This window comes from Vibrio sp. OPT46, from assembly GCF_015163535.1.
GTDB lineage: Bacteria > Pseudomonadota > Gammaproteobacteria > Enterobacterales > Vibrionaceae > Vibrio > Vibrio alginolyticus.
Genome location: NZ_JADDYG010000731.1, coordinates 5,428 through 6,926 on the forward strand (window position 1 = coordinate 5,428; position 1,499 = coordinate 6,926).

At 40.6% G+C, this 1,499-nt stretch carries 1 protein-coding gene and 1 pseudogene; both read right to left on the bottom strand.

The genetic code is table 11. The features are described from left to right. Positions 1 to 69 precede the first annotated feature (69 nt). Positions 70 to 1,119, bottom strand: coding sequence for a sensor domain-containing diguanylate cyclase (locus IQR33_RS26535; RefSeq protein WP_053303796.1), 1,050 nt, complete (start codon positions 1,117 to 1,119; stop codon positions 70 to 72). 282 nt (positions 1,120 to 1,401) lie between these two features. Beyond that, positions 1,402 to 1,499, bottom strand: a pseudogene (locus IQR33_RS26540) (class A beta-lactamase); the annotation flags it as partial.

Sequence of the window (1,499 nt, forward strand, 5' to 3'; positions counted from 1 at the left end):
TTAGTTATTTTAAGCGGGTTAGAATCGATAAAAGGTAGCGCAATGAGTCACTACCTTTTTTTATTTTTTCTACCTTTCTTCACCAATATGAAACTCAACGCGATTTCTTCCGGTTTCTTTTGCCTTGTAAAGTGCTAAGTCGGCGCGTTTAACGAGTGGTTCAAATGAGTCGTCGAGACGACAGACTTGAGTTACCCCAATACTCGCGGTGAAGCTCATATCACAACCTGAATGTTGAACGGTCGTCGTTTCTAGTGCATTACGAATCGTTTCTAATGTGTCTAGAGCTTGCTGTGATGAGCGACTTCTTAATACGATGGCAAACTCTTCACCGCCAACTCTGGCAAGTAAGTCACAATCAAGTAGATGACTTTTAATAGTATTAACTGCATGGATCAGTGATTTATCGCCTGCGTCATGACCAAATCGGTCATTGAGGCTTTTAAAATTGTCGAGATCTAAAATAGCAACATGGAAGTCAATGCCCTGGGTTCGGTATTCATTTAGGCGGCTTTCGATTTGTCGCATGAACTCTCTGCGATTTGGAATACCTGTTAGATCATCCGTCGTGGCGAGGTGTTCCATTTTCATAATCTGTATATGAAGGGCAATGTTTAAAGCAATCCAATTAGCGATGCACTGAAGCTGTGCCGCTTGTTCGTTTGTGTAAATGTGCGTTTGATGATGCGCAACGTTAAGCGTTCCTAGGCAGACTTTACCGTGCATTAAAGGCGCGTCCATACACGTACCCATACCATTGGATGCGAGCATCACACAATCGATCTCATCAGATTGCGTAACATCGTCGCAGATCATCAGTTGTTGCTTTTTGAACACTCGGCCAACAAACGCTTGATGAATGGGCACTAAAAATTCAGCGGGAATCGCTTTACTACCAGAGAAAGAGTAGACCTTTAAATGATCATTGTTTTCATAAAGTGTGATACTCGCACGGTCAGAATTAAATATACGATTTATCCATTCTGCCACCGTATCAAGTACTTGCTGTAGTGTTTCCGATTGAGCTAAAAAGTGAACAAACCCTATCGGCATACATATCGGACTTTCCATGTTTTGCATCGATAAGTCATCAGGGTTAAAAGTTCTTTCAAGTCTCAATAGACATCTCCTTGGCAATGTTGCAAATAACAACAATAAATTACGTGAAGCTATTTTGTAGAAAATGTGCTTCTTGGTAAGAGTATGGTTTAATTATCGCCATTTGTGTGAATTTGGTTGCTTAATGTGGGCGTTAACTCACCCTAAATAAGTAAATCTTATACCTATTTATAAGTAAGTCATTACTCAATAAGTGGTGTTTTTAAGATGGAAGTGCAGAATGAGCCCTTCTGGAAGAGAAGGGCTAGAAAAGGATACAAATAGGGTCAGGTGAGTGGTGAGTTAATTGTCTTTGTACTTTTGTAAAATCAACTGACTTATCTGCGCAACGAGTTGGTCCCTAGCTTGAAGTGAGAGCTCGGTTTCTGTGACATAAATAC